Source organism: Streptomyces sp. NPDC107546 (genome assembly GCF_055639175.1).
In genome coordinates this window covers 1-24,174 of record NZ_JBVKBA010000022.1, presented here as the reverse complement: position 1 = coordinate 24,174, position 24,174 = coordinate 1, and the positions used below count along the sequence as shown (strand labels likewise).

The window sequence follows — 24,174 nt, the reverse complement described above, 5'->3', positions numbered from 1 at the left end:
AGTTCGTTTGCCGATTCAGCAAGCCCGGTCCTCTGCGGGCCTCCGTATCCCGTGACGAGCCGTCAGCGACCAGGACAGTGCCGTGACATGCGGCTTCCCAGCCGGCCCCGGGCTCACCTCGACCACGTTGCCCCCGCCCCATTGTGCCGTGCCCCACGCCCCCTTAATGTTCGACTTTGCCTGAGTCTGTTTGATGTTGATTGCTCAGACGGTATGGAGGCCGCAGTGCGGAGTATTCGGATCGGTTCAAAGGCTGCGAGACCCGGCAGCCGTCGATGGTGGAGGGCGGTCCTCGCGACAGCCGCGACCATCGCCCTGGCCGCGGGCATGGCCGCGCCCGCCGCGGCGCAGGACGTCGGCGGGCAGGCATCCGCCGCCGCGCCCGCCGCCGGCCCGCGGGCGCACACGGTGAGTCTCGACGGCTACTCGTTCCTCGTCGACGGCAAGCGCACCTACCTGTGGTCCGGCGAGTTCCACTACTTCCGGCTCCCGAGCCCGGACCTGTGGCGCGACATCTTCCAGAAGATGAAGGCCGCCGGATTCAACGCCACCTCGCTGTACTTCGACTGGGGATACCACTCGCCGAAGCCGGGTGTGTACGACTTCAGCGGGGTGCGCGACGTCGACAAGCTGCTCGACATGGCCCAGGAGGCCGGGCTCTACGTGATCGCGCGCCCGGCGCCCTACATCAACGCGGAGGTCGACAGCGGCGGCCTGCCCGGCTGGATGACCACCAAGGCCGGGCACAACCGCAGTGACGACCCGCAGTTCCTGAAGTACGCGGACGAGTGGCTGACCCAGATAGACCGGATCATCGCCCGCCACCAGATGACCAACGGCAGCGGGTCGGTCATCGCCTACCAGGTCGAGAACGAGTACTACAACGGCTCGGCCGCCGGCCGCTCCTACATGCAGCACCTGGAGGACAAGGCCCGCGCCGACGGCATCACGGTACCCCTGACCGGCAACAACAACGGCACCTTCAACTCCGGCGCGGCCGCCCTCGACGTCGACGGCCCGGACTCCTACCCGCAGGGCTTCAACTGCTCGAACCCCTCGAAGTGGAACGGCGTCCCCGACATCAGCTACGACCACCCGGCCGGCAAGCCGTTGTACTCGCCGGAGTTCCAGGGCGGCGCCTTCGACCCCTGGGGCGGCCCGGGCTACGACAAGTGCGCCCAACTGATCAACGACCAGTTCGCCAACGTGTTCTACAAGCAGAACATGGCGGTCGGGGCGACCGCGCAGAGCTTCTACATGACCTACGGCGGCACCAACTGGGGCTGGCTGGGCATGCCGGAGAACTACACGTCCTACGACTACGGCGCCGCGATCCGCGAGAACCGCCAACTGGACCCGAAGTACTACGAGGACAAGCTGATCGGGTACTTCACGCAGTCGGTCGCCCCGCTGACCAAGACCGACGCGATCAAGACCGCGCCGCCGGACGACTCCGCGGTCGTCGACACCGCCCGGATGAACCCCGACACCAAAACGCAGTTCCACGTCCTGCGGCACGGGAACTCCACGTCCACGGCCCTCGACAGGACCCACATCTCGCTGGACTTCAACGCCCAGCCGTCCACGGACACCACCTACACCTGGGACGACCCCGACTCCGCGCTGCAGTACACCGGTTCGTGGTCGCACGTGGCCGACCAGAGCTACACAGGCGGCGACTACAAACACACCGAGTCGTTCTCCAACAAGGCCGGTGACTCGGTCACCGTCCCCTTCGACGGCACGGCCATCCGCTGGATCGGGCCGAAGACGAACAACCACGGCTATGCCGACGTCTACGTCGACGGCACCAAGGAGGCGACGGTCGACGACTCCGGCGGCGAGAACCAGGCGGTGGTCTTCCAGAAGACCGGCCTGACGCCCGGGACGCACACGCTGAAGATCGTCGTCGACGGGAACCACAGCTCGGGGTCCACGGACAACTACGTGTCCATCGACGCCATCGACGTGCCGACGGCCGGCACCGCGGCGCCGACCTACCCGGTCGTGCCGCAGCAGCCGGGCACCGCGATCATGCTCGACGGACGCGACTCGCATGTGATCGTGGCGAACTACCGGCTCGGGGACGCGCAGTTGCAGTACTCGACGTCCGAGATCATGACCAACGCGACCATCGGGAACCGGGACGTCGCCGTGCTCTACGGCAACCCGGGGAGCGACGGCGAGACCGTCCTTCGCTACTCCTCCGAGCCCACCGTGGTCACCAGCGACGGCACGGCCACGACCACCTGGGACGCGACCACCGGTGACCTGCGGCTGAACTACACGCACAAGGGCCTGATCCGCGTCAGCGTCAGCGGCGGCGGAAAGCGCCCGCTGCTGCTGCTCATCGGCGACAAGGACACGGCGAAGACCTACTGGCGTCAGGACACGGCGACCGGCCCCGTGCTCGTGCGCGGCACCCATCTGCTGCGCGCGGCGACCAGCCTGGACGGAGGCCACACCCTGGCGCTCACCGGCGACAACGCCGATGACAAGAACATCGAGGTGTTCACCTCCGCCGACCACGTCACCTGGAACGGCCGCGCGTTGGACACCCGAGCCACCGACACAGGAAGCCTCACCGGGGAGATATCGGTGGCTGCGCCGATACACCTGCCGACGCTGACGAACTGGAAGCACGCCGCGGAGTCCCCCGAAGCGGCCCCGGGTTTCGACGACTCCAGCTGGCAGGTGGCCGACAAGACGACCACCAACAGCGTCTCCGGTGTCAACTCGCTTCCGGTGCTCTACGCGGACGACTACGGGTTCCACACCGGCAACACCTGGTACCGCGGCCGCTTCCGCGCCACCGGCAAGGAGACGGGCATCCACCTGGTCTCGGACTCCGGCGGAAAGGCCCAGGCGCTCTCCGCCTGGCTGGGCGGCACCTTCCTGGGCAGTTCCACCACGGGCAGCGCCGACTTCGCCTTCCCGCCCGGTTCGGTGAAGTCGAAGGGCGACAACGTCATCTCCGTGCTGACCGTGAACATGGGGCACGAGGAGGACTACAACTCGACCAACGGCAACAAGACCGCGCGCGGCCTGACCAGCGCCTCCCTCGTCGGGGCGCCGCTGACCTCCGTCACCTGGCGGCTGCAGGGCGTACGGGGCGGCGAGGACCTGCAGGACACGGTGCGCGGCCCGCTCTCGACGGGCGGTCTGTACGGCGAGCGGGCCGGCTGGTCCCTGCCGGGCTACCCGGACGGCAACTGGGACCGGGTGTCCCTGCCGACGACCGACACCCGCCCTGGCGTCTCGTGGTACCGCACCGACGTCGACCTCGACCTGCCGCACGGCCAGGACACCTCGCTGGGGCTTACGTTCACCGACGACCCGTCACGCAAGTACCGTGCCACGATCTTCGTGAACGGCTGGCAGGTCGGCAACTACGTCAACTACCTCGGCCCGCAGAGCACCTTCCCGGTCCCGAACGGAATCCTGAATCCGAACGGCCGGAACAGCATCGCCATCGCCGTGTGGAACCTGGACGGCAGCACCGGCGGGCTCGGCAAGGTCTCGCTCACCAACTACGGCAGCTACGCATCGTCCCTGCGCGTCGCGCAGAACGACAGCCCCCGCTACAACCCCCGCACGTACGCGATGCCGAAGCGTCCGGGAGCGGATGTCACCTTGGACGTGCCGGACACCGCTCAGTCGGGGCAGGCCTTCACGGCCGAGGCGACGGTGCAGGTGCCTGAGGACAAACCGTCCGCGTCCCGCCTGACGGCCTCGCTCTCCGCGCCCGACGGCTGGAGCGTGAGTGCCACGAGCCCCATGTCGGTGGGGCGCCTGCTCCCGGGCGGATCGGCCACCTTCACCTGGAAGGTCCAGCCGCCCGCCGGGGAGCTGCCCTCCGCCTCGGCCCTCACCGCCACGGTGCACTACCTGCAGAACGGACGACAGGCTGCCGTCGGTGACGAGCGCGTCGTCGGCGGGATCCCCCCGGCTCCGTCGGCCGGGAAGAACGCCGTGAGCGACCTACCGTTCTTGTCGTCCACCAACGGGTGGGGCCCGGTGGAGCGTGACAGCAGCGTCGGTGAGCAGGCGGCCGGGGACGGCCATCCGATCACCATCGCCGGTGTCAGCTACCCGAAGGGCCTGGGCACCAACTCGATCAGCGACGTCGAGCTCTACCTCGCCGGCAAGTGCAGGCGGATGACGGCGTACGTCGGTGTCGACGACGAGACCGGCGGTGCGGGAACGGTGACGTTCTCCGTGATCGCCGACGGCAAGACCTTGGTCACCACCCCGACGATCCGGGGCAAACAGGCCGCGGTGCCGATCGACGTCGACGTCAGCGGCGCGCAGGTGGTCGACCTCAAGGTCGGTGACGCCGGCGACGGCAACGGCAACGACCACGGCGACTGGGCCGTGCCGACGCTGACCTGCGGCTAGATGTGCGGCCGACGGACGCCTATGACAGCGGGTCCTGGATCTCCTGGTCGTAGGCGTTCGTCGGGGGCCGGCCGGCGAGGCGCCGTGGGCGCGATGACCCGGCCGGCCTCTGGCAGCGTGGCGCGAAGGAGATCTTCAGCGGTCTGGCGTCACCATGCTCCGCCTCGAGGGCCTCGGGGCTAGGCTCGGTGACGTGGAGCAGGTGGAGATCGTTCAGCTGCTGGTCTCTCCCGTGCATCGTCTCCAGGGCCGTCCAAGCGACGGTGTCCCGGAACTGCCGCGGGAGGAACTGGTGGCCACGGCGCAGGCGCGCAAAGGGCTGGGCATCGTGGGCGACCGGTACTTCAACCGTCCGGCCCATCGCAGTGCGTCGGTCACCCTCATGGCCGCCGAGCGCCTGCCGCAGGCGGTCTCCGGCGAGGCCGACCTGTGCCTGACCCGGCGCAATGTCCTGCTGCGCGGCGTGGACATCGACGCGTACATCGGCGAGACGGTCTTCCTGGACTGCGGCAGTGGACCCGTGGTGCTGGCGGTCCGCAGCGCGGCCAGGCCGTGCGCGTGGATGGACAGCACCATCGGACCCGGCGCGCAGCGGGCGCTGCGCGGCGGCGGAGGCGTCCGCTGCTTGCCGCTGTCCGACGGGGTCCTCACCGTGGGGCCTGCTGCGTTCGGGGTGTGCACGGACTCCGGCGAGGAGTGACGAGCTCAGCTTCGGGCAGATGGCGGCCGGGCCCGCCGATCTTTGGTCGGCGGGCCCGGCAGGCGGTGTGCTGTTGGTTCATGGACCGCGACAGCCGCCCGGACTTCACCTCCACGGTGTGCAGCCCGCGCTGCGGAACTTCGTCCGTAACCCCAAGGGCGTGGACGGCATCCTGTCGTCCGTCGAGCGCCAGAAGAAGGCGATCTTCGCGTCCTCGTGAGCACGAGGGTCAGCTCCTGGTGGTGATGTCGGCCCAGTGGATGGCGTGCCCGGCCTCCTGACGGCCACCGTGTGCCTCGGCGAGCAGCTCGATGATCATGAGTCCGCTGCTGTGCTCGTCGTCGGTGCGCTCGGTTGCCCGGCGGCAGTGCGGGACGGTGGGGCCGCCGTCGGACACCTCGATGTGCACCTGCCCGGCCGTGGGGTCGCAGCACAGTGCGAGAACCAGGGGAGGCCGGGCGTGCCGTACAGCGTTGGTGACCAGTTCGGAGACGACCAGCAGCACCGAGTCGGCCACCTCGCCGGTGACCTTCCAATGGGTGAGCAGGCGCCGGGAGAGCCTGCGGGCTTCCCCGGCGGCCTCTGGACGGTGCGCCAGGGCCCAGGTGCGGCCGGGTGTCGACGTGTGCTGGGTTCCAGTCTGCTGGGGCAAGAGACCTGGAGGACAGACGTACATCGCGGCCATCACCTTCTTCGAGCACGTGGTGCCGTCGGTCTCGCGGCGCTGGTTGGGCTGGACGTGACCACCTTCCCGTGCATCCGTGTGGTGTGTCGTCGTGGCCAGCGCCCGACCTCTTTACCGGCCAGCGGGAATACACGGGCCGCAGTCAGCACCAAAGGAGCAGGTAGCCGAAGCCACGCTCGGCCGGCACGTTGCGGTAACAATGGAAGGCATGACGGGAAGGGATCCGGACCCACGAACCCGGGTCCGGGCGCGGTGCTGACGGATCGGTCATGAGCGATCTGCGGGTGGTCCTCGCCGACGATGACGTGCTGCTGCGCGAAGGGCTGGCCAGCCTGCTGCAGCGCTCGGGCCTGGCCATGGTGGGGCAGGCCGGTGACGCCGTGCAGCTGCTGGAGGTCGTCCGGCAGGAAGAGCCGGAGCTGGTGGTGATGGACATCCGGATGCCCCCGAATCAGGCCATGGAAGGGCTCGAGGCGGCGCGCACCATCCGCCGGGACTTCCCCGACATGGGCACCGGCATAACCCAGGTACGCCTCGTCGATCCACCAGCGCGTTCGGACCGGTGCGGTGGCGATCACCGAGCGCAGCTCTGCGGCCGGCGCGTGGCGTCCGGTCGGGTTGTTGGGGTTGACCACCATCACGAGGTCGTATCGGCCGCTCGCGACGGCAGCGGACAGCCGGGCCGGATCGATCCGCCAGCCGTCTTCGCGACGCAACCGGAACCGGTCCACCCGGCATCCGATCACCCGCTCCGTGACATGGGCGTACTCGCCGTAGCTCGGGTCCGTGAGAAGCACCCTGCTTCCCGGGGTCAGCCACCGGCCGAACGCCCTGTAGATCAAGTCGGACGAACCGGCGCCGACCGCGAGCGTCCGAGCCGGCAGTGCCCGGGCCGTGGCGATTTCCGCCAGCAGGCCCTCGGCGCCGGCCGGCGGCGAGGTCGAAGCCGCCCGGCCGGATTCGGCTCATGCTGGCCCAACTCCTGTGCATACACTCGGTGACGCAGTTCGTGGATCCACTCGAGATCCTCCGGAGCAGCAACATGCAGCTGTAGGTCGCGGCCCATAAGCACCTCTCGCGCGGGGGCACTCCATCCTGGGCAACACAGAGCGGCCGCGTCAGGGCCAAGTGACGCAGCCAGCTGAGTCACGTACTCAGGTGCAGTCGCCCCCCACGTGCTTGCGTGCGCGGGACCATTCGGACGCCGGATGGTGGCGCCGCACTCCGCCGGTCCGCACGCTGGACGTGGACGCGCCGCCATGCACAGCGTGGCGGCAGGACTCCGGGAGGACCTGTGACCGTTTCTTCGCCCGCCACCGACACACCGCCCGCCCGGTACGACGACCTGCGGGCCCTGGTGATCAACTGCACCCTCAAGAGGTCGCCGGAGCCCAGCAACACCCAGGGACTCATCGACCGCAGCACCGCCATCATGGACGCACAGGGAGTGCGGACCGATGTGGTACGGGCCATCGATCACGACATCGCCACCGGCGTGTGGCCCGACATGACCGAGCACGGCTGGGAGACGGACGCCTGGCCCGGCCTTTATGAGCAGGTCCTCGCTGCCGACATTCTCATCCTGGCAGGTCCCATCTGGCTGGGTGACAACAGCTCCGTGATGAAGCAGGTTATCGAACGCCTTTACGCATGCTCCAGCTTGCTCAACGAAGCCGGGCAGTACGCCTACTATGGCCGAGTCGGCGGCTGCCTGATCACCGGCAATGAGGACGGTGTCAAGCACTGCGCCATGAACGTCCTCTACAGCCTGCAGCACCTGGGCTACACCATCCCTCCCCAGGCCGACGCCGGTTGGATCGGCGAGGCGGGCCCCGGCCCCTCCTACCTCGACCCCGGCTCGGGCGGTCCGGAGAACGACTTCACCAACCGCAACACGACCTTCATGACCTGGAACCTGCTGCACCTGGCGCGGGCGCTGAAGGACCTTGGCGGCATCCCCGCCTACGGCAACCAGCGCACCGCCTGGGACGCGGGCTGCCGTCGCGACTACGAAAACCCCGAGCACCGGTAGGACGCCGGCGGTGAGTGAACGCGCCGGCGGCCCGCCGGGCGGCAGGGTTCCGGTCGGGCCTTTGCTGCGGACGATGGTCCGGCGGGACCCGACGGAAGCGCACCGCGTCGCGACACCGCTGGAGCTCTTGTTCGATCTCTGTTTCGTGGTGGCCGTCGCGCAGGCCGGTGGCAAGCTGGTGCACGCCGTGGCGGCGGGGCATGCCGGGCAGGGTGTGGCCGGCTACGCCATGATCTTCTTTGCCGTCTGGTGGGCCTGGATGAACTTCACCTGGTTCGCCTCCGCGTACGACACGGACGACGTGCCCTACCGGCTCACCACGTTGGTGCAGATCGCGGGCGTCCTCATCCTGGCTGCCGGGGTGCCGCGCGCCTTCGACCGCACGGACTACTCCATCGTCGTCATCGGCTATGTGGTGATGCGGCTGGCATTGACGACTCAGTGGGTCAGAGCGGCCCGCAGCGAGCGGGGCGGCGCCCGAGTCACCGCCCTGCGGTACGCCGTCGGCGTCGTCCTCGTGCAGAGCGGCTGGGTGGCGTTCGGGTTCCTGCCGCACACGGACGTCAAGGTGTGGGTGTTCATCGTCCTCGCGGCCGCGGAACTCGCCGTGCCCGTGGTGGCCGAGCACCACAGGCCCACTCCCTGGCATCCCCACCACATCGCCGAGCGCTACGGACTGTTCACCCTGATCGTCCTGGGCGAGACGGTCGCCGCCGCGACGGTGGCCGTCCAGGGGGCTCTGGACAGGGGCAGTTCGACGCAGCTGTTTCCGATCGCCGCGGGGGGTCTGCTGATCGTGTTCGCCGCCTACTGGATCTACTTCGTCGTGCCCATCCACCAGCACCTGCGGACCGGCAGACGTGCTTTCCTGTGGGGCTACGGGCACTACCTGGTCTTCTCCACGGCCGCCGGTATCGGCGCCGGACTCGAAGTGGCGATCGAGCAGGTGGTCGGCCAGGCCCACGTCGGAGCCACCGGCGCCGCCGCCTCGGTCACCGTCCCGACGGCCGGATTCGTCCTCTTCACCTGGCTCCTGCACGCACGCCACTACAAGTCGTCACCGCGGCAGCAGGCCGTCCTGCCGCTGGCCGCGGTCGCGATCCTGGCCTGCACGTTCGCGGGCTCCTGGGCGGTGCTTCTTGCCGGACTCGTCGCGGCACTCAGCGTGGCCGTTTCCTTGATCCAGCACCGCCGCACCACCCAGTCGTCAGACGCTGCAGCCGTTCCCTGAGCTTGTTCGAAGTGCCCGACACAGATCCGTCAGGTCGTCCCGCCGCTCCCACCGAGCCGCTCGAGCGAGCCGCCCGCCGGTGCCGGAGCAAACGTCACGTCTCGAACCCGCGCAGGGCACGCGGTGAGGCTCCGAACTCGCGTCGGCACGCCTTGTTGAACGCTTGGAGGTCGGGGATGCCGACGGAGGCGGCGACCGCGGAGATGGAGAGAGTCGAGGCGCGCAGCAGGTGATGGGCGCGGTCGAGTCTCCGGCTGCGGATGTAGCCGACGACCGTGTCGCCGGTCGCGGTGCGGAAGAGCCGTGTCAGGTGGTTGTGCGAGACCCCCGCGGCCCGTGCGACATCCGGCACGGTGAGCGGCGTGGCCAGGTGCGACTCGATGTAGGCGATGGCCGTGCCGACCGCGGGGTGTGGACGGGGCCGCTCGGCGGTGGGAGCCAGGTGGGCGATGCGCCACAGAGCGGTCCAGATCTCGGCTCTGGTGCGCTGCGGATCGCGGGGCAGGGCGGTGACCGCCTGCCGCAACAGGGAGTCGAGGGCCGGGAGTTCTGGGCCGGCGTCCTGGACGACCGGCACGGTGCGGGCAGGGCCGGCGGCCACGATGCGCAGGTGTGCGTAAAGATGCTCGGAGCGGCCCTGGTAGCGGTAGCGGACCGTGGCCCCGGGCGGTACGAGACTCACGCGGCCGGGTCGGATGGCATACGGAGTGCCGTCGACGTCGAGCTCGGCGTCGTACTGGTACAGATGCAGCTGCCACAGCTCAGGGAGCCGGAAGACGTCGGTACGGCTCACGACACCATGGACGCCGACGCCGGCGTTCGCCACGACGGGCGGTTCACCGAGCTGGAGCTCCGTCTTGAGCATGGTGAAAAGCTACCAGTAGTGGTGAGCCGCGCCCACGCGTCGAGCGGCGATTGCTGCTTACGGTGGCCGCATGGCAGACATCCCATTGCTGAGCTCGGTCGAGATGGCCCACTTCGTCGCGCACGGCTCGTTGCGCCTCGACGCCGTCGTGCCCCCGGACATGAACGAGGAGGGGATCGGGGTCCTGCGCGACGGTATCCCCGATGTGCCCTACGGCAGCAGCGTTCAGGACGCCTATCCGGACGGATCGTTCGTCCGGCGTCTGATCGAACTTCCCGCCGTGGCGGGAGCGCTGCATTCCCTCGTCGGCCCCGGGCCGAGCGTCGACCACCACGCCGTGCACGTGCGCGACCCCCACGAGGGGCGGGCTCAGCCGCTGCACGGAGACGCGATCATCGATGTGCGCACGGACGCCTTCGACGTCCAGTTGATGTACTACCCGCAGGACGTGACGCTTGCCATGGGCGGCACCCTCAGCGTGCCCGGCAGTCATCTGCGGCGTACGAACGAGTCGGACACCGGCCGCTACCAGAACCTGCGCGGTCAGTCCAGGCTCGTCTGTCCGGCCGGCACTGTGGTGTTTTTGCACCACGGACTCTGGCACGGTGGACGGCGCAACGACAGTGACGTGGAGCGCTACATGTTCAAGATCCGTTTCAATCCGACGGTGCGGCAGCGGCGCTTGTGGGACACCTCCGACCTCGACGACCCACGTGTCGCCGAGAACCTCACCGCCTACTTCCCCTGGTACGAGCCCGCCACCGCACGCCTGGAGTTCTACAACCGCGTCCTGCTGTGGCGCGAACTCACCGGAGACGACTCCTTCGACCTGGAGCACTGGGTGACCCGGGTCTCCAACCGCCCTACGAAGGAGGTTGTATGAGCGTCCGTCAGCAGGTTCTGGTGCTCTACCTGGCCACCTCCGCGCTGGATTCCGAGACCGTGGGCTGGTCGCGGTACGACGGCACGGCACGCACCTCGCCCACGACCGGGGACGGCGACGAACCGCCGTACAAGTCGGGCGTGCATGCCCTGGAGGACGGCTGGCGGCTGTTCCAGGCCGCACAGTTGATCCCGCCCTATCCGGGACACGAGTACGACGTGTCTTTTCTCAAGCACGAGTTCTTCTTCGAGAAGCTCGTGGAAGCGGACGCGGGAGACGGGACTGCGCGCACGGAGTCCTCCCGGTAGTGTCCGCGTGTCGTGCCGTGAGGACTGGGTGCGCCGCGGTTCCCGGCAGAGACCGAGGGCACGCCATGGTCGGCCGCAGGGGCGCGTTCCGCACGGCCGCACCTGATCGGTGCCGGGGTCGCCGGGGGCGCGACCGCCGCACCGATCGGCTGGTTGCTTCCGGCCGTGATCGTGCGAGGAACCACCGACACTCGTCGGTGGTGCGCGTCTGGCAGACAGTGCAACTCGACGTCGGGTGCCCCGGCCGGCGCGCCGAGCCGGATGTCGGCCCGGACGCTGCGGCCTTCCGCGTCGAGGAAGTCGCAGCCGACTTTGACGGTGAAGCGGTCCGCGGCATCACAGCACCGCCACCGGGGTAACGGGTGAGCCGGTGCCGCCGGGGATGTTCAGGGGGGCCACGACCAGGAGGAACTCGTAGCGACCGGCCTGCGCGCAGGCAGCGGAGAGCGCTTCCAGATCGAGGTTGTCCAGCAGAGGGACGCCCATGGCGGTGATGGCGAGGGCGTGCACGGGGGAGTGCAGCCCCTCGACGGGCGAGGGCCGCACGTCGCTGTCACCGTCGCCGCCGAGCAGGGCGATCCCGCGTCGGGCCAGCAGGGGCATCGCGTCCACGTGGAGTCCGGCGCTGGCGGCGTCGGGGTTCCAGGCGCCCCGTTCGGCGCGGCGGCGGAAGTGACCGGAGCGCAGCAGGACCGCGTCACCGTCGCCGATGGTCACCCCGAGGGCCTTCTCGGCGGCGCGTACGTCCGCGGCGTGGACGGCCGTGCCCGGCTCCAGCCAGTCGATGCCGAGTACGGCGGGCATGTCCACCAGGACCCCCTTGGTGACCAGGGGGCCGAGGGCCGAGACCGACCCGAAGCGGGCGCCGGCGGCGCCGACGACTTCCCGGGCGGTGTGCCCGTCGTAGAGCTGCCCGCGGTAGGCGATGTGGGAGAGGGCGTCGAGGTGGCTGACGCCCTTGCCGTGGTAGTCGGTGGCGATGAAGTCCTTGTGGCAGGAGGGCTCGGGGGCCTCGACGTCCCCCAGGTCGGACATGTAGTGCAGGGCCGGTTTGCCGTTGTCCGGGCCCGGCACCGTGTTCCAGGGCAGCGCCAGCGGGACGGTGGTGCCGGTGCGCACGAGGCCCGTGGCCCGCCGGACGTGCTCCGGAGAGACCCGGTTCCAGGCGCCGCGGTCGGCGTCCTCCGGGGACCAACGGCCCCAGGCCCGTACGGTGTCGAAGAGGGTGTCGAACTCCTCCCGGGTGAGGGCAGGACCGTTGTCCGGAGCGGAATTCCGCAGGGAGCCCGGGGCGGGACCGGATGCGGAGGTGGAATCGTGCGGGCTGCTGGTCATTGCTCAGCGCTCCAAGGCTCAGAGGGTGTCGCCGGCCTGCCCGGAGGGCGCGCTGCGGTCGAGGGTCCTCGCGGGACCGGGTCCGGTCAGGCTCGACGGGCATGTGCGTACGCCGACGGCATTGTCTACGTCCGGATGACGCACTGGTGGCTGAGGACACGTGGGACTTGACGGTCGAGCCGAGGGACGTGGCGATGTTCCAGGAGTACCTGGCACCGCGGTTTTCGCCTCTCCCCGAATGGATGGACCGTCTCGACGTGCTCGTCGAACTCCGCCGTGCGACCATGACGGCTGCTCAGGGCACTGGTAGACCATCGGCCTTCTCACGGTGGCGGCGATGCCTGGCCGCCTTGGTGTTGTTGCCGCAGCGCTGCATGGAGCACCATTTCCGAGGCCTTCCCTGCGCGGCGTCGAGATAGAGCATCCTGCAGATCTGGGAGTCGCACTCGCGCAGCCTCTGCCGTTGCATCGGATCCGAGATCAGCGTGATCAGGTCTCGGGCGATCAGCGAGAGCAGTGCGGGAGCCGACAACCCGGGACTCCTTGCTGCGGTGGGAAGACCATCGGCGTCCGCCTCGAGCTGGGGGGCCGGCGGGTGCACCCGGGCCAGCTGGTTCAGGAGCCGCACCGACTCCTCCTGGGGGGCGTGGCGGTGGAGGTATCCGGCCGCGACGTCGTACGCGCGGGCCCGCAGTTCGTGGAGGGCTTCGAGTAGCCCCGCCAAGTCTTCGTCCGGGTGAACGACGACCCGGACCCCCTCGCACCAGGCCCTGAGCCGCTCGATGTCGCCCATCCGTTCGATCGGCGTAGACGGGCGGCGCCCGACCGTGGCGATGAGATTCAACGACAGGGATCCGGCGTCGAAGCGCAGTTCGCGGAGTTGTGCCGTGATCCGGGTGCGTCGGCCGTCCTGTGCTCCTTCGACCATGCGGCTATAGTAACTCTGTAAAAGGTTACTAAGGGGGAGCCGTGGAGACGCGTCGCCCCGCTCCCCGCTTTTTCCGGTCCACCGCGCGGGGGAGCGGTCTCGGAGTCCGTGGTGACCATGGCCTTCGCGTTGCAGCAGGCTTCTACTGCCCGCGGCGCCTGGGATCCTTGGGTCCGATCCCTTGCGGCCGCGACAGATCGACGACAAGAGGCGCGACCGCGCCGGTCGGCGAGCAGCGAGCGGTCCTGCCAGGAGCGGGAGCCCGGCACGATTCACGTCATCTCCCGTAGGGGAAGGGAACACGTCATGCGCATAGCCGTCGTGGGGGCAGGCGGTGTCGGGGGCTACTTCGGCGCCCGGCTTGCCGCAGCGGGCCACGAAGTCACCTTCGTCGCCCGGGGCCGTCATCTGGAGGCCATCCGGGAACGCGGACTGCTGGTACGCAGCCCGCTCGGCGACCTCAAGGTCCCGGCGACCTCGGTAGTCCCGACCATCGCGGAACTGGAACCCGCCGACATAGTGCTCGTCGCCGTGAAACTGTGGGACACCGAGGACGTCGCGGCCCAGCTGGCCGATGTCGTGGACGAGGGGACCCGCGTCATCTCCCTGCAGAACGGAGTCCGCAAAGACGCAGTCCTGCGTCGGCACCTGCCGACGCAGGCCGTGTGGGGCGGCGTCTGCTACATCTCCGCCGTCATCGAGGAGCCGGGCGTCGTCTCCCACCGCGGCGCAATGCAAAAGGTGGTGTTCGGGCCCTACGGCGACGTGGACACCCCCCGCGCTGGCGACTTCCTCGACGCCTGCGTCTCCTCCGGCATCGAGGCGGAGCTCAGCTCGGACATCGAACGGGTCATCTGGGAAAAGTTCGTCTTCCTGGTGGGGCTCTCGGCGACGACCACCGCCGTACGTCAGCCCATAGGGGTGATCCGCTCCGACGCTCACTGCCGGGAACTGCTGCGCGACGTGATGGCGGAAGCCGTGCAGGTCGGTCGCGCCGCCGGGGTGAGTCTCGATCCGCAGTTCGCCGACGAGCGGCTGGCGTTCTGCGACACCCTGCCGGCCGCGATGACGTCCTCGATGCACAACGACCTGATGCAGGGCAACCGCCTGGAACTGCCCTGGCTCAGTGGCAGCGTCGTCACACTCGGCCGCGAGTTCGGGATCCCGACACCGCGCAACCAGACGATCGCTGCTGTCCTGACCCCCTACGAGCTGGGACGACCCGATCCGGAGCGCTGACCCGCACAGCTCGAGCAGTCGCGGATCCGGCGCCCGCTGGGCCTGGTCAACCGCTGTCTCGAATCAGCCGCCGGCCGGCGGGTGACTCCGTGCCCCCGGCCGCCTCCCGAGCCCGGGAGGCGGCCGGGGGCACGGAGCGTCTCAGCCGCGCAGGGTCGCGACCGGGCTGTTGTACGCCTCCGCCGTCAGCACCGGGTGCCGTGACGAGCAGGCTCCCGTCGGCCAGGACAGGCGGACCGTCCGGGACTCGCCGGGCAGTAGCCACGGGTAGTTGTCGCTGTACGGCGTCGGCAGCACGCGCCGGCCGTGCGGGCCCTCCAGCAGCGAGAGCCGGACCATGGCGGCCACCACCGAGCCCTGGTTGGGGATCACCGCCGTCAGCTCCTGGCGGTCACCGGAGGGCTCCCCGGCCGACACCCCGGTGATCGCCCCCGTCAGCCTCACCTGCTTCACCTTGTTCAGACCCCGCAGTGCGGCGGCCTCGCGGTAGCGCCAGTAGGTGTTCCGTGACAGCTCCCTGCCCCGGGAGTCCTCCAGGATCAGCCGCAGCAGGTGCAGGTCCGCAAGGTCATCCGTCCACGCGGCGGTGAACACCTCAGCGGTGGCGGCCCGCTCCACGTCCACCCGGGCCGTCCTGCTCTCGCCGAGCTCCCGGCCGGACAGGTCGTGGAGCCGGGCGGTGACGGTGCCAAGTGTGGGTGGCGAGGCGGGCGGACGGGAGCGTCATGTGAGACGGCTTGCGTCCGGGTCTGGAAGCACCTGATCGGTGCTGACGACCTCGGTGATGCCGCGTGCGCGGAGGTGGTCCGGGTCCTCCGCCCGGGTGTCGAGCACCGTGGTGGGCCGGGCGCCTTCCGCGACCAGCCGGAAGAAGGCCTGGAAGACGTCGCCGCCGGGCGCGAGCGCCGGGCGCAGCGCCGGGTCGGCGGGCACGACGAGGGCGGTGGTCCGCGGCGCCGGGGTGTGGGCGGTGTCGCGGGCGGTGCGGGCCAGGACGTGCGCGATGTCCTTGGGCTGCCGGTCGTTGCTCAGCACGCCGAGGGTGTACTCGAGCTCCGGGAAGTCGGCGAGGCTGCGGGAGACGTCGTGGGAGCACCACCAGGTGACGCCCCACAGGTCGGGGCAGTCCAGCACGTGGGTGAGGGTCGCCTCGGCGAAGGCGGCGGCGTGCTCGGCGGGGACCAGCGGGGCGGGCGCGCCGACCTCCTGGAGCCAGACCGGGCGGCGCGGGTCGTCGGCCCAGGCCCTGCTGAGCTCGACGAGGTAGGCGGCGTGGTGTTCGCTCGGGACGGAGGCACGGCCGTGTCGCTGGGCGGTGCCGTTGAACACCCAGGAGTGGACCGCCGTGACGGCGCCGCGCCGGGCGGCCTGGGCCGGGGTGAACGGCATGTCGTGCTGGTACCAGGTGGCGTCGTACTCGGCGTGCAGGTGCAGTCGACCCGGCGCGCCCTCCTCGCAGGCGGCGAGCATACGCTCCAGCCAGGCGTCGATCTGTCCGGGCGTGGCCCGGTCGGGATCGGGGTGGGGGTCGGCGGAGAACTGGTTGATCTCGTTGCCGAGGGTCATGCCGATGAAGTTGGGCCGGTCGGCCAGGGCCGCTGCGAGCGTGCGCAGGTAGGCGGCCTGGCCGTCGATCACGTCCGGGTCGGTGAAGAGGTTGCGCCGGTGCCAGGTCCGCGTCCAGGCGGGCAGGAAATCGAAGCTGGACAGGTGCCCCTGCAGGCCGTCCACGTTCACGTCGAGGCCGCGTTCGGCCGCCGCGTCGGCGAGCACCACAAGCTGCTCCACGGCGCGCGGCCGGATCAGGGTGCGGTTGGGCTGGAAGTAGGGCCACAGCGGGAACACCCGGATGTGGTCCAGGCCCAGTGCGGCGATCGAGTCCAGGTCGGCGCGTACGGAGTCCAGGTCGAAGTCGAGCCAGTGGTGGAACCACCCCTCGCTGGGGGTGTAGTTGACGCCGAAGCGCACGGCAGAAGGCATGCACAGTCCTAGGGAGGTGGATGGGGAGGGTGGTCAGCCCTCTACCGCTTGCGTTCACCGGTGGCGCGGGCGGGCGCTCCGTCCTTGTCCCGCGGCGGACGGGAACGGGCTCAGCGACAGACGAGCAACCCCGCATCGTGCTTCGCGGCGAGGATCCGATGCACGCTGTCCTCCACCTTGGCTCGGAAGGAGGCGTCCTGCTGCATCCGGGTCCGGATCGCCTGAGCCATCGCCGGTACCGTGCTCGGCCGCACGGTCAGGATCATGTCTCCGCCTGCCGAAAGGAAGTTCAGCGCCCGCTGCGCCGGGGTGAAGGACCGTACCGCGACCGCGTTCCCGAGGTCGTCCGAGATCACCACCCCTTTGAAGCCCATGTCACGGCGCAACAGTTGACCGATGACAGTGGGCGAGAAGGCTGCCAGGTGCTTTGAGTCGATCTTGGTGTAAGTGGCCGACGAGACCATGACGAACGGCGAACCGGCACGGATCCCTGCCCGGAAGGGCATGAGACCGGAGCTGTCGGCGGTCGTCACCGAGTCCACGACGTTCGCGCTGACGTCGGTGTTGCCGATCACCTGGCCGAGTCCCGGAAAGTGCTTGAGTGTCGTCATCACGCCCGACTGCGCGAAGCCGGCGGCGAAGGCGTTGCTGTGGGAGGTCACGGTGCCGGCGGTGTGGCCGTACTCACGGGCGTACTGGCCGATGGGGCCGTTGCGGGTGCCCAGGCCTGCCGGGACCACGTCGGCGACCGGGGCCAGATCGAGGTCGACTCCGGCAGCCTTCAGCTGCTCCGCCCAGCCTGCGGCCCGTGTACGCAGTGTCGTGACCGGCCAGCTGCCCTGGGTCAGCCCGCTGGGTATGACCGAGAAGCCCGGGCCGCTCAGCACCTGCACCCGGCCGCCCTCTTGGTCGGTGGCGACCATCAGCCCGACCCGCCCACCGGCGACCTGGTCCGCCTGACCGCGAAAACCGTCGACCAGCCTTCTGGTCACCGTTGTACCGGCGCTGCTGCGCCCGGTGAGCATGATGGATCCCACGTGATGGTCACGCAGAGTGCGCAGCTGGGCCTCGTCAGGGTGGGCCGCGGAGACTCCACCCATGAAAAGCTGCCCAACCCGCTGAGCCGGAGTCATCCCGGAGAAGTACCGGTCCGCGCAGGTGGCAGCGGGTGTCGGAGCGGTACTTGTGGCGGCCGGGGAGGCGGCCCCGGTGGTGGCCGAGGCGGCACTGGTCGCGGTGCGGCTGGGCAGGGGACCGGCGGTACCAGGGGTTTTCGTGCCAGAGCCGGTGGCGAGAGGCCGCGGGGAATCGGCCGGTCCTCCGTGCGTGGCCGATTCGCCGCAGGCGGCGGCGGTCAGCGCCAGGCTGATCAGCAGGGTTATGGTGCGCAGGGATGCGGAGCGGCGACTTCGCGGTCGGCGGACACGCGTGGTCATGTATTTCTCTCCTGAGCTTGTTGCTCGGATCGCTTCGGTCCGCGGGGCTTGGGAGCCGCTTCCGGCACGGCGAGCTTGGGCCGGCTGTTTCCATCACACCGTACGTCGATTCACAGGTGGCCGATGCCCCTGCTGGCTGAGGCCCGGCCACCGCTGCCGGCCCGATGACGCTCGGCCGACCTGCTCCGATGGAAACGGAGGTGGCGGCACAGTTGCTCGCGAGCAACCCGCGGGCCGGGTGATCAGCCCTGGAACCACGGACGGAACGCTGGACGACCACGGGCTGCAACGCCGGCGAGTTAGCGTGTGACTGTGGGATGAAACGGTCAGCATATAGACGAAAGCCTCGATTCCCTCCTCTTTTGGACGGTGCCTTGCACGGGCAATCACGAGCGGGCCGTCAGCGGTGCCGCACTGCACCACGCTCGCGCGATGCCTGGCAAGTGGAGGTGCGGTGAAGCGGCGTGGGATGGCCGCCTGCCGCTTTGAAGATCCTCAACTCTTCTGGCGTGTGCGAGTCTGACAACGGGACAACGGGGCTAAAGGCCGGCGAACACACGATTGGACGGTGAGGACGCGATGCGGGAGGCCTATCACGAGGAGTTGGGTGCGATCAGTGATGGGCTGGTGGAGATGGCGAACCTGGTCGGCTCGGCCATCGGTCTGGCCACCACTGCGCTCCTGGACGCCGATCTCCAGCTTGCCGAAAGCGTGATCTCCGCCGACCAGAAGGTCGATGACCTGCAGCGTGACCTGGAGAACCGGGCGATCGCGGTGCTGGCGCGGCAGCAGCCGGTCGCCACCGACCTACGCATCGTGGTCACCTCGCTGCGCATGAGCGCGGACCTGGAACGCTCGGGAGACCTTGCCCAGCATGTGGCCAAGCTGGCGCGGATGCGTTATCCCGAACGTGCCGTGCCCCGCGATCTGCGCCGCACGATCCTGGAGATGGGCCAGCTCGCGCAGCGCCTGATGGCGCAGGCAGCCGAAGTGATCCTCACCCAGGACGTCAAGGCGGCCCTCCAGCTGGAACTGGACGACGACCGTATGGACGAGCTCCACCGCGCGACCTTCCAGCATCTGATGGACGAACGCTGGCAGCACGGAGTGGAGACAGCCGTGGACGTCGCGCTCGTCGGCCGCTACTACGAACGGTTCGCCGACCACGCGGTGTCGGTGGCTCAGCGCGTCGTCTACTTGGTCACCGGTGAGCACGCGGACCAGCTGCCCACCGACCGGCCTTCGGCGTGACGCGGCGAGTGCGTGATCTTGGCGTTACGTCCTGGTGGCGCGATGGGCGGTGACGTGTGGTCGTTCGCCGTCGCAGAGGTCGAGGCTGAGGTCTCCGATCACGACGGTTCCCGGCGACGAGGCCGTGTGCCTGGCGCTACAGGTCAGCGTCCGTGTCCGGCGTCCGTGGCCGCCAGGGTTCCGGCCCGGTGCCGTCGCTCCACGCCTGCAGGTCCTCCCGGTCCCAGCACACGATCCCGCACTGCTCGGCGTACTCCAGCGCTGGAGCGGTGAAACCGCTGGTGGTGACGATGATCGCGACATCCGCCTCGTGAACGGTGAAGCACGTGCCACCGAAGCGCTGGAGGTCCTGGGAACCGACCCGATTGGTATCACCGTATCGCTTGCACTGGATGACGACGCGCCTTCCGTCCGGAGCCGTGGCCACCACGTCGGCGCCGAGGTCTCCGGCTCCGCCGACGACCTGCACCTCCGTGCATCCGTCGCGCTCGCACAGGGCGGCTGTCGCCTGCTCGAACTCATCGGGATCCAGGGTCTCGAGGTCGAAGGGCCCGGTCTTCAAAGGGGCGGTCGCCACGTCGGGTGTGAGCGTGACGGCCTCCTCGGCGTCGCGGGAGGCGGCGGGTGCCTCGTGGGGATCGGTCCGCCCGGCCAGTGCCTCGTGGGGGTTCCTCGGCCCGGCGGGTGCGACGAGCGGTTCGTCGGCCGTGGCGGATGCGGCGGGGGCCCGGCCGGGAGAAGGGCCGTGATCCAGTACGTCGAGTGCCGTCCGGGTCGCCTCGTCCAGCGCGGCGGTGGCCTTGCGCGCGGTCCGGGCCACGGAGAACGGATGCCGCCGACGCCGCCGCGGGAGCAGCGCGGCTGTCAGAACGAGAACTCCGAGGACGACGGCCCAGGCGGGGCGGTGCTCTGCGACACTGATCGCCGTGCGGGCGGTCAAGCCCACGAGGCTGACGACAGCGGCCAGGAGGCCGAAGAACAGGGCCGTGTAGCGCAGATCGAAGGCGCGCCGACGGGTGACTGGTTGCCTACGGCGGACGGGCGTTGCCACGAGGTTTTCTCCCCCCACGGGACCGACACGAAGATCACTTCCCGTCTGCCCTGGATCTTGGGGTTCACCACCGTTGTGGCGGCCCGGCGATCTCCGTGACACAGGGGCGCGTCCAGCACCGGTACCTGCTCGCCAGAGCCCGCCGCCACCTTGCCTCGTGCTGCGCGGCCCCCCGGGGTACGGGCCGTACTTGCCGATCGGCAGGTACGGCCCGATGGACTCCCATTCCTCATCCGTCAGTTGCGCTCGCGTCGCGCAAGAGGGTCTACCAGCCCAGGCCCGCCACGAGGGCGAATCCCGCAGATTGATCACGACTCGATACGCGCCCTAGTGCCGCATCAAGCTACGTTCGCCCTGTTCACTACCTCACGGAGGCGGTCGTCGGCATCTTGGTTCAGCCAGAGAGCGACTCGTTCGCAGCGATGGCCACGCTGTTCTTCTCCTCCCGCTCCCTCAGAACCTGGAAGAGAAGCTCGGCGCCCCTCCGGTCGAGCTCCATGTAGCCGAGCTCATCGATACACAAAAGATCAGCGCGGCCGTAGCGGGCGATGGTCTTGGTCAGCCGCCTCTCGTCGGCGGCCTCGACCAACTCGTTGACGAGCTTGGTCGCGAGAACGTACTCGACCCGGTAGCCGGGGCGGGAAGAAGCGGTGTCAGGCAGGGCGCCCGGCGGGACACGCCCCCGACTGTCCCGCGACGACCCGCTCCTGTCCCAGTCGTACGACACCGATCGACACGCCTCGTATCGCCACCAAGCGTGGCGGGGGCGGCGGCCACGGGCGGCGCTCCTGCAGGGTGCCACGGGCAGCAGGGTCGACGAAGGAACGCCGCCCGCCGCTACACGACGCCTGGCCCGCGACGGGTAGCTCCACGCCTCAGCATGCTTTCGCGATGTGCCGCAGCGCGGTTGCGAGTTGAGTGAGGTCCTGGCCGGCGAGGTCGTCGAGCACGCGCCGCCGCACGCTGGCCAGATGGGCGGGCCACGCCTCCCGCAGGCGGGCGAGACCGTCTTCGGTGAGGACAGCGTTCCAGCCGCGCAGGTCCTCGTCGCACCGGACCCTCTGGACGAACCCCTGTTTCTCCAGGCGGATGACGACACGGGTCATTCCGCTGAGCGTGAGGTTGCAGGCCTGGGCGAGTTCGCTCATCCGCATCCGGCTGGCAGGGGCCTCGGACAGGAACATCAGGGGGGTGTACTCGGAAAGCCGCAGGCCTCCGTCGCGGATCATGTCCGCGTCGACGGCGCGCGGCAGCGCCATCATGACATCGCCCAGCGCGCGCACCAGTGCTTCTTCGGCGGCATCCAGGGGGCGCAGGGTCTGCTCTGGAGGGGACATGCCTCACACCCTATCTCCTTGACACGTCAATCAAACTCCCCATCTACTTGACACGGCAAGTACCTGCCACCATGTAGGCATGTACTTGACTCGGCAAGTACCTCCTCTTGTAAAGGTGAGCACATGACGAAAATAGGCATCATCCTCGGCAGTACGCGGCCCGGGCGTAACGGTGAGGCCGTGGCCCACTGGGTGCTCGAGCACGCCCGGCGCCGCACCGACGCCGAGTACGAGCTCGTCGACCTGCTGGACTACAAGCTGCCGCTGCTGGATGAGCCCTACCCGCCGGCGATGGGCCAGTACAGCCAGCCGCACACTCACGAGTGGGCCGCGAAGATCGCCTCTCTGGACGGCTTCGTGATCGTCACACCCGAGTACAACCACTCGGTGCCCGGTGCGCTGAAGAACGCCATCGACTTCCTGGCGGCCGAGTGGGCCAACAAGTCCGTCGGCTTCGTCAGCTACGGCTCCACCGGCGGCACCCGGGCCGTGGAGCACCTGCGCCTGATCGCCGGCGAGCTGCAGATGGCGGACGTCCGCTCCCAGGTGGCGCTCTCCCTGTTCACCGACTTCGAGAACTTCAGCGTCTTCAAGCCCGCCGACGCCCAGGCCGATGCCCTCGCCGGCACGCTGGACCAGGTGGTCGCCTGGAGCAAGGCTCTGGCGCCGCTCCGCGCCGGCTGACGAACCGCCCAGCCCGAGGCCGCCCCCGTATCCGTGCCCGACAACACCGGTGCGGGAGGCGGCCCGTGCCCCACCTTCCGCCCGTTATCGCACGTGAGAAGCCTGCCCATGACCAACGAAGATCCCTCCCCTTCGGGCGGCCACCCCATCACTCTCGGCCTGGACACGTTCGGCGACGTGTCCCACGATGCCCAGGGCCGGCCCCTGCCGCACGGCGCGTCCATCCGCAATCTCGTGGCCGAGGGTGTCCTCGCCGACCAGGTCGGGCTCGACCACTTCGCCATCGGGGAACACCACACCGACTGGATGCCCCTGTCCGCGGCGGACGTGGTCCTCGCTGCGATCGCGTCGCGCACCTCCCGCATACGGCTGGGATCCGGTGTGACCGTCATCAGTTCCGACGATCCCGTCCGGGTCTACCAGCGCTACGCCACGCTCGACGCCGTCTCCGAGGGCCGCGCAGAGCTGATCCTCGGCAGAGGCTCCAGCACCGAGTCCTTCCCCCTGTTCGGCTACGACCTCGCCGACTACCACCTCCTCTTCGAGGAGAAGGTCAATCTCTTCGCCGAACTACGCAAGGAAAAGCCCGTCTCCTGGTCGGGAAGCACCCGGCCGGCCCTGAACGACCAGCCCGTTTATCCACACAGCGAGTCCGGGGCGATCCCGACCTGGATCGGCGTCGGCGGAAGCCCCCAGTCCGTGGTCCGCGCCGCACGCTACGGATTCCCGCTCATGCTCGCCATCATCGGCGGCCCCCCGGCGCGGTTCGCTCCCTTCGCACAGCTCTTCCGGCAGGCACTGGAGCAATACGGACACCTCGACCAGCCCGTCGGCGTGCACAGCCCCGGACATGTGGCCGCGACCGACGAACAGGCGATCGACGAATTCTGGCCCCACTACGACACGGCCATCCGCAAAGTCGCCCGGCAGCGCGGATTCCGCCCTCCCACCTTCGAGCAGTTCACGCACGACGTCGGCCCCGGAGGCGCACTGTTCGTCGGATCACCCGAAACCGTGGCCCAGAAGATCGTCACCACCCTGAAGGACCTCGGAGCCAGCCGCTTCGACCTCAAGTACGGCATGAACGGCCTCCCCCACGAGGCACTCACGACCAACATCGAACTCTTCGGCACCGAGGTAGCCCCACGCGTCCGAGACCTGATGAGCCCCTGACGCGCATCACCGTTCCACTTTCACCTCAACCACAGCGGCAGCACCTGATATCCCGTGTCAGTGCGGCAGGAGTCGACGGCGGACCAGAAGGGGCAGCCCCTCGCGGGCGCTGTGTGCAGTGGACGGCCGGGCGCCGGTCGCAATGACCACGCCCGCCTGGCGGGCGATCGCGGCCACCGCCCGGGCACAAGCGAGCGGCGATCCACTCGCCACCGGCCGGCCTTCCCCCCGGCCGGTGGCGACCATGCGGACCACAACGGCCCGCGGTGGATGAGCCGCGGCCCCGGTGCATCGCAGTCAACACGCCTGGTTGGACTGGGAAGAGGGGCAGATCGTGGTGAAGAACCCCGATGAGATCCTGCTCAAGAAGATGCTGGAGATCGCGCGGGTCTTGGGGGCGCGTGTCCAGGGCGACGACTGCGAGTACTACGACGAGTGAATACTGCCCGTCCGCAGCAGGGACGGCCAGCGCGTGATCATCGGGGGCTGTGTGGACACCGCTTCGCGCCGCCCTCGAGGCACGCGGCATCGGCTACGTGATGGCCGTGGAGCTGGTGCTGTGGCCGGAAAGGTTCACCGGCTCGCGACGCCCGGCACGGCACCTCGCCGCGTTGTCGCATCGCCCGAGTACATCCAGTACGCGGGCGACGCTCCGCCT

Annotated in this window: 20 protein-coding genes and 4 pseudogenes; 13 read left to right on the top strand and 11 right to left on the bottom strand. The window is 69.3% G+C overall.

The genetic code is table 11. From position 1 onward, the window contains the following. Positions 1-225 precede the first annotated feature (225 nt). From ACZ7L1_RS27570 to ACZ7L1_RS27560, 3 genes and pseudogenes are all read left to right on the top strand, one after another. Positions 226-4,398, top strand: coding sequence for a beta-galactosidase (locus tag ACZ7L1_RS27570; RefSeq protein WP_471440709.1), 4,173 nt, complete (start codon positions 226-228; stop codon positions 4,396-4,398). 193 nt (positions 4,399-4,591) lie between these two features. Next, the gene (locus tag ACZ7L1_RS27565) at positions 4,592-5,098 is read left to right on the top strand and encodes a molybdenum cofactor biosysynthesis protein (RefSeq protein WP_471440708.1); all 507 of its coding nucleotides are present in this window, start codon (positions 4,592-4,594) and stop codon (positions 5,096-5,098) included. A 77-nt stretch (positions 5,099-5,175) separates the two neighbouring features. After that, positions 5,176-5,318 (top strand): annotated as a pseudogene (locus ACZ7L1_RS27560) (carbohydrate ABC transporter substrate-binding protein); the annotation flags it as partial. A 9-nt stretch (positions 5,319-5,327) separates the two neighbouring features. Here the strand turns inward: ACZ7L1_RS27560 and ACZ7L1_RS27555 are convergent. Further along, complete coding sequence (locus ACZ7L1_RS27555; RefSeq protein ID WP_471440707.1) at positions 5,328-5,750, bottom strand: ATP-binding protein; 423 nt, start codon at positions 5,748-5,750, stop codon at positions 5,328-5,330. Between the two features lie 302 nt (positions 5,751-6,052). On the opposite strand from ACZ7L1_RS27555, the pseudogene ACZ7L1_RS27550 reads away from it, so the two are divergent. Beyond that, positions 6,053-6,232, top strand: a pseudogene (locus ACZ7L1_RS27550) (response regulator); the annotation flags it as partial. A gap of 120 nt (positions 6,233-6,352) precedes the next feature. Here ACZ7L1_RS27550 and ACZ7L1_RS27545 read toward each other — a convergent pair. Beyond that, positions 6,353-6,667, bottom strand: a pseudogene (locus ACZ7L1_RS27545) (aminotransferase class I/II-fold pyridoxal phosphate-dependent enzyme); the annotation flags it as partial. 410 nt (positions 6,668-7,077) lie between these two features. On the opposite strand from ACZ7L1_RS27545, the gene ACZ7L1_RS27540 reads away from it, so the two are divergent. Together ACZ7L1_RS27540 and ACZ7L1_RS27535 are read left to right on the top strand one after the other, a co-directional pair. Further along, on the top strand, positions 7,078-7,815 hold the full coding sequence (locus ACZ7L1_RS27540; RefSeq protein WP_471440706.1) for a flavodoxin family protein: 738 nt from the start codon (positions 7,078-7,080) through the stop codon (positions 7,813-7,815). A gap of 10 nt (positions 7,816-7,825) precedes the next feature. Further along, the gene (locus ACZ7L1_RS27535) at positions 7,826-9,046 is read left to right on the top strand and encodes a low temperature requirement protein A (protein ID WP_471440705.1); all 1,221 of its coding nucleotides are present in this window, start codon (positions 7,826-7,828) and stop codon (positions 9,044-9,046) included. A 94-nt stretch (positions 9,047-9,140) separates the two neighbouring features. On the opposite strand, the gene ACZ7L1_RS27530 is transcribed toward ACZ7L1_RS27535, so the two are convergent. Further along, a complete protein-coding gene (locus tag ACZ7L1_RS27530) occupies positions 9,141-9,911 on the bottom strand; it encodes a helix-turn-helix domain-containing protein (RefSeq protein ID WP_471440704.1) in 771 nt (256 codons plus the stop codon). Positions 9,912-9,981: 70 nt separating this feature from the next. On the opposite strand from ACZ7L1_RS27530, the gene ACZ7L1_RS27525 reads away from it, so the two are divergent. Further along, positions 9,982-10,794, top strand: a complete 813-nt coding sequence (locus ACZ7L1_RS27525; protein ID WP_471440703.1) for a phytanoyl-CoA dioxygenase family protein — start codon at positions 9,982-9,984, stop codon at positions 10,792-10,794. Further along, positions 10,791-11,102 (top strand): hypothetical protein, encoded by a 312-nt coding sequence (locus ACZ7L1_RS27520; protein ID WP_471440702.1) that lies wholly within the window; start codon positions 10,791-10,793, stop codon positions 11,100-11,102. Before ACZ7L1_RS27525 ends, ACZ7L1_RS27520 begins: the two co-directional genes overlap by 4 nt. A gap of 336 nt (positions 11,103-11,438) precedes the next feature. Here the strand turns inward: ACZ7L1_RS27520 and ACZ7L1_RS27515 are convergent, their stop codons facing one another. Together ACZ7L1_RS27515 and ACZ7L1_RS27510 are read right to left on the bottom strand one after the other, a co-directional pair. Further along, the gene (locus ACZ7L1_RS27515; RefSeq protein ID WP_471440701.1) at positions 11,439-12,437 is read right to left on the bottom strand and encodes a cyclase family protein; all 999 of its coding nucleotides are present in this window, start codon (positions 12,435-12,437) and stop codon (positions 11,439-11,441) included. 295 nt (positions 12,438-12,732) lie between these two features. Beyond that, positions 12,733-13,365, bottom strand: coding sequence for a CGNR zinc finger domain-containing protein (locus ACZ7L1_RS27510; protein WP_471440700.1), 633 nt, complete (start codon positions 13,363-13,365; stop codon positions 12,733-12,735). A 306-nt stretch (positions 13,366-13,671) separates the two neighbouring features. On the opposite strand from ACZ7L1_RS27510, the gene ACZ7L1_RS27505 reads away from it, so the two are divergent. Next, positions 13,672-14,604 (top strand): 2-dehydropantoate 2-reductase, encoded by a 933-nt coding sequence (locus ACZ7L1_RS27505; protein ID WP_471440699.1) that lies wholly within the window; start codon positions 13,672-13,674, stop codon positions 14,602-14,604. 141 nt (positions 14,605-14,745) lie between these two features. Here the strand turns inward: ACZ7L1_RS27505 and ACZ7L1_RS27500 are convergent, their stop codons facing one another. The 3 genes from ACZ7L1_RS27500 to ACZ7L1_RS27490 all read right to left on the bottom strand — a co-directional run bounded on the left by ACZ7L1_RS27500 (position 14,746) and on the right by ACZ7L1_RS27490 (position 17,717). Next, entirely contained in the window at positions 14,746-15,228 is a 483-nt protein-coding gene (locus tag ACZ7L1_RS27500) for a glycoside hydrolase family 2 protein (protein ID WP_471440698.1), read from the bottom strand. A 99-nt stretch (positions 15,229-15,327) separates the two neighbouring features. Beyond that, positions 15,328-16,584 (bottom strand): glycoside hydrolase 5 family protein, encoded by a 1,257-nt coding sequence (locus ACZ7L1_RS27495; protein WP_471440697.1) that lies wholly within the window; start codon positions 16,582-16,584, stop codon positions 15,328-15,330. 110 nt (positions 16,585-16,694) lie between these two features. Further along, on the bottom strand, positions 16,695-17,717 hold the full coding sequence (locus ACZ7L1_RS27490) for a glycoside hydrolase family 3 N-terminal domain-containing protein (protein WP_471440795.1): 1,023 nt from the start codon (positions 17,715-17,717) through the stop codon (positions 16,695-16,697). Between the two features lie 882 nt (positions 17,718-18,599). Here ACZ7L1_RS27490 and phoU point away from each other — a divergent pair. Further along, positions 18,600-19,271 carry a phosphate signaling complex protein PhoU gene (gene phoU, locus ACZ7L1_RS27485; protein ID WP_471440696.1) on the top strand — a complete coding sequence of 224 codons (672 nt, stop codon included), beginning with the start codon at positions 18,600-18,602 and terminating at the stop codon, positions 19,269-19,271. 136 nt (positions 19,272-19,407) lie between these two features. Here phoU and ACZ7L1_RS27480 read toward each other — a convergent pair whose 3' ends face one another. The 3 genes and pseudogenes from ACZ7L1_RS27480 to ACZ7L1_RS27470 all read right to left on the bottom strand — a co-directional run bounded on the left by ACZ7L1_RS27480 (position 19,408) and on the right by ACZ7L1_RS27470 (position 21,659). After that, positions 19,408-20,322 carry a restriction endonuclease gene (locus tag ACZ7L1_RS27480; protein WP_471440695.1) on the bottom strand — a complete coding sequence of 305 codons (915 nt, stop codon included), beginning with the start codon at positions 20,320-20,322 and terminating at the stop codon, positions 19,408-19,410. Positions 20,323-20,719: 397 nt separating this feature from the next. After that, positions 20,720-20,959 (bottom strand): annotated as a pseudogene (locus tag ACZ7L1_RS27475) (ATP-binding protein); the annotation flags it as partial. Positions 20,960-21,197: 238 nt separating this feature from the next. Next, positions 21,198-21,659, bottom strand: a complete 462-nt coding sequence (locus ACZ7L1_RS27470) for a MarR family winged helix-turn-helix transcriptional regulator (RefSeq protein ID WP_471440694.1) — start codon at positions 21,657-21,659, stop codon at positions 21,198-21,200. A gap of 123 nt (positions 21,660-21,782) precedes the next feature. Between ACZ7L1_RS27470 and ACZ7L1_RS27465 the strand changes: the two genes are divergently transcribed. The 3 genes from ACZ7L1_RS27465 (at position 21,783) to ACZ7L1_RS27455 (ending at position 23,955) form a co-directional block, all read left to right on the top strand. Continuing rightward, on the top strand, positions 21,783-22,343 hold the full coding sequence (locus ACZ7L1_RS27465; RefSeq protein ID WP_471440693.1) for an NADPH-dependent FMN reductase: 561 nt from the start codon (positions 21,783-21,785) through the stop codon (positions 22,341-22,343). 108 nt (positions 22,344-22,451) lie between these two features. Next, the gene (locus ACZ7L1_RS27460) at positions 22,452-23,516 is read left to right on the top strand and encodes an LLM class flavin-dependent oxidoreductase (protein WP_471440692.1); all 1,065 of its coding nucleotides are present in this window, start codon (positions 22,452-22,454) and stop codon (positions 23,514-23,516) included. A gap of 286 nt (positions 23,517-23,802) precedes the next feature. Then, positions 23,803-23,955 (top strand): hypothetical protein, encoded by a 153-nt coding sequence (locus tag ACZ7L1_RS27455; protein WP_471440691.1) that lies wholly within the window; start codon positions 23,803-23,805, stop codon positions 23,953-23,955. Positions 23,956-24,174: the final 219 nt, after the last annotated feature.